The sequence below is a fragment of the Crocinitomix catalasitica ATCC 23190 genome, from assembly GCF_000621625.1.
Taxonomy (GTDB): domain Bacteria; phylum Bacteroidota; class Bacteroidia; order Flavobacteriales_D; family Crocinitomicaceae; genus Crocinitomix; species Crocinitomix catalasitica.
On record NZ_JHXV01000055.1, the window covers coordinates 1 to 3,983 of the forward strand.

The 3,983-nt window shown below is 39.0% G+C and carries 1 protein-coding gene; it reads right to left on the reverse strand.

Features of this window, described 5'->3' with window-relative positions; genetic code table 11:
• Positions 1-3,983 (reverse strand): SprB repeat-containing protein (locus T367_RS23045; RefSeq protein ID WP_035845706.1); only part of this gene is annotated, 3,983 nt, incomplete at both ends.

The following is a 3,983-nucleotide window of genomic DNA, read 5'->3' on the forward strand; positions in this document are numbered from 1 at the left end:
GCAGTTCCACCACCTACAGTTGCTGTAGCTGATCCATTGTCACCATCATAACAACTTACATTAGTAGAAGTCATTTCGATTGTTAACATTTCTGGCTCAGTAATAACTACTTCACCTTCAATAGTACAACCTTCATTATCAGTTACTACTACTGAATAAGTACCAGCAGCTAAGCCAGTAATTGTTTCTGTAGTTTCACCGTTGCTCCATAAGTAAGTATATCCTGGTTCACCACCTGTTACACTAACAGCTGCTTCACCATCTTCATCACCATAACAGTTATTGTTAATAGAGTTGATTGATAATTCAAACGCTTCTGGTCCATTAATATAGATACTAGCAATTGCAGTACATCCATTAGCGTCAGTAACTTTCACGATAGCTCCACCTGCAACTAAATTAGTCGCTGGATTCTCCGTAGATACGACTACACCACCTTGTTTCCACTCGTAAGTGTAATCTGGTGTTCCGCCACCTGCATATGCAGTTCCCGTTCCAGTTGCTGTACCATAACAAATCACATCAGTTTTCATTGCGAACACGTGTAAGTGACCTGGCTCAGTAATTTCAACTGAATCAACAATCTCACAACCATTTGCATCTGTAATAGTTACAGTATAGATTCCTGCAGTTAAGTCAGAAATAGTAGCAGTTGTAGCTCCAGTATTCCATAAATAAGAATATTCTGGTGTTCCACCTGTTACAGATACTGTAGCTGATCCATCAGCACCAAGGTTACAAAGAACCATTGTTGTTTCGAAATCTAATTCTAATTCAGTTGGTTGAACAACTTCTATAGAATCAGTAATCATACATCCATTTGCATCAGTTACTACTACTGTATACATTCCTGCAGTTAAGTCAGAAATTGTAGCTGTAGTTTCACCATTGCTCCATGAATAAGTATAATCTAATGTTCCACCACCAACTGTTGCAGTTGCCATTCCATTATCATCGCCATAACAAGCTAATTCTGTAGCTGTCATTTCGATAGTTAATGCATCTGGTTCTGTTATTTCAACTTCATCAGTGATTTCACATCCATTCGCGTCAGTTACTACTACTGAATAAATTCCTGCAGTTAAGCCAGAAATTGTTGCTGTAGTTTCACCATTGCTCCATAAATAATCAAATGGTGCAGTTCCACCACCTACTGTTGCAGTTGCTGATGCATTGTCATCTCCGTAACAAGCTAATTCTGTAGCTGTAATTTCGATAGTTAATGCATCTGGCTCTGTTACTTCAACTGAATCAGTGATTTCACATCCGTTAGCGTCAGTTACAACTACTGTATACATTCCTGCAATTAAGTCAGAAATTGTAGCTGTAGTTCCACCATTGCTCCATACATAAGAATAAGCTTCTGTTCCACCACCAATTGTAGCAGTTGCAGAACCTGTTGCATTTCCGTAACAATCAACAGCTGTTGCAGCCATTTCAATCGTTAATGCATCTGGCTCAGTTACTTCTACTGAATCAGTAATTTCACATCCATTTTCATCTGTTGCAACTACTGTGTACATTCCTGCAGTTAAGTCAGAAATTGTAGCTGTAGTTCCACCGTTACTCCATAAATAAGTATATGGTGCAGTTCCACCTCCAACAGTTGTTGTAGCAGATCCAGTTGCGTTACCATAACAATCAACTGCAGTTGCAGTCATTTCAATTGTTAATGCATCTGGCTCAGTTACTTCTACTGAATCAGTGATCATACATCCATTTACATCAGTTACTTCTACTGTATACATTCCAGCAATTAAGCCTTCAATTGACATAGTAGTTTCACCGTTGCTCCATACATAAGTATAAGCTCCTGTTCCACCACCTACATAAGTAGTTGCTGTTCCAGTTGCATTTCCATAACAATCAACATCTGTAGCAGACATTTCAATTGTTAATGGAGAAGGCTCCATTACTTCAGCATAAGCGATATCAGAACATCCATTAGCGTCAGTTACAGTCACTGAGTATTCACCCGGTGCTAAATCTGTTGCAGTTGCAGTTGTTTGACCGTCACTCCATAAATAAGTAAATGGTGCTGTTCCTTCTGTTACTGTTGCTGTAATTGTTCCATTAGCATCACCATAACAAAGTACATCTACAACTGTTGTAGCTAATACTGGCTCTGGGTGAATTGTAATGATTACAACATTAGACTCAGAAGAGAATGCTGGACATCCTTCGTTTCTTGTACATCTTAGGAAATAAGTTGTCTCTGTCAACATTCCTGGATCATAAGTTGCATCAGTATTTGCTCCTAGTGCAGGAGTCCAATAAGGCTCACCTGGTACAACTGGTACTAATACATTACTTTGAATCCATAAATATTCAACTGGACCGATACCACCTGAAGCAGGTGTTACACTTGTCAGCATTGCTGGATCGAATGGTCCACATGATTCTTGATCTTCAGCGATTAAGCCTGGATCAGTTACATCACAACAAACTGGTCTTCCAATAATTACTGTTCCTTCAGATACCATACATCCGTTAGCATCTGTTACATCAACTGAATAAGTACCAAAATCTAAATCTGTAACAGAAGCTGTAGTAGCTCCATTGCTCCATAAATAAGAATAAGGTGCTGTTCCACCTGTTACAGTTACTTCAGCAGACCCATCATGTCCTTCACCACCACAAGTAGCATCAAATGTTGATACTAAATCGATAGCTAAAACTTCTGGCTCTGTGATTTCAACAGACTCAGTGATTGTACAACCATTTGCATCAGTAATTGTTACTGAATACATTCCTGCAGTTAAGCCTGAAATTGTAGCTGTAGTTTCACCATTGCTCCATAAGTAAGAATAATCCAATGTTCCACCACCTACTATTGCAGTTGCTGATCCATCTTCATATCCATTACATGTGATGTTTTCTGATGTCAATTCAAGTGTTAAAGCCTCTGGCCCTTCAACTTCTACTGAACCAGTAATTTCACAATCATTTGCATCAGTTACTACTACAGTATAAATACCAACAGCTAAGTCAGTAATTGTCATTGTAGTTTCACCATTGCTCCATAAATAAGTGTATGGTGCAGTTCCACCTTCAACGCTAGCTGAAGCTGTTGCATCATCATCACCATAACAAGCAAGATTGTCATTTGACATCTCAACAGATAATGGCGCTTCTGGACCTTCAACAGTTGTAGTTGCAATTGCAGTACATCCATTTGCATCAGTTACAGTAATAATAACCGAACCTGCAGCAAGACCTATCGCTGGGTTTTCTGTAGATACAACTACACCACCTTGAGTCCAAGAGTAAGTATAATCTTCTGTTCCACCACCAACTGTTGCTGTTGCTGTTCCTGTTTCATCACCATAACATAAAATTCCAGTTGCTGTAGCATAAACGTGTAAGTGACCTGGCTCAGTAATTTCTACTGAATCAACAATCTCACATCCGTTTTCGTCTGTTACAACAATTGTATATACACCCGCAGCTAAATCTTCGATTACAGCTGTAGTTGCTCCGTTGCTCCATAAGTAAGAATAATCTTCTGTTCCACCTGAAACCGAAGCGTCAGCAGTACCATTTGATTCTTCAAAACATAGAACATTCGTTGAGTTTATCGTCAATTCTAATTCAGTTGGTTGAACAACTTCAATAGAATCAGTAATCATACATCCGTTTGCATCAGTTACTATTACTGTATACATTCCTGCAATTAAGTCAGAAATTGTAGCTGTAGTTTCACCATTGCTCCATGAATAAGTATAATCTAATGTTCCACCACCAACTGTTGCTGTTGCCATTCCATTATCATCACCATAACAAGCTAATTCTGTAGCTGTCATTTCGATAGTTAATGCATCTGGCTCAGTTACTTCAACTTCATCAGTGATTTCACATCCATTCGCATCAGTTACTACTACTGAATAGATTCCTGCAGTTAAGCCAGAAATTGCAGCTGTAGTTTCACCGTTGCTCCATACATAAGAATAAGCTTCTGTTCCACCACCAACTGTTGCTGTTGC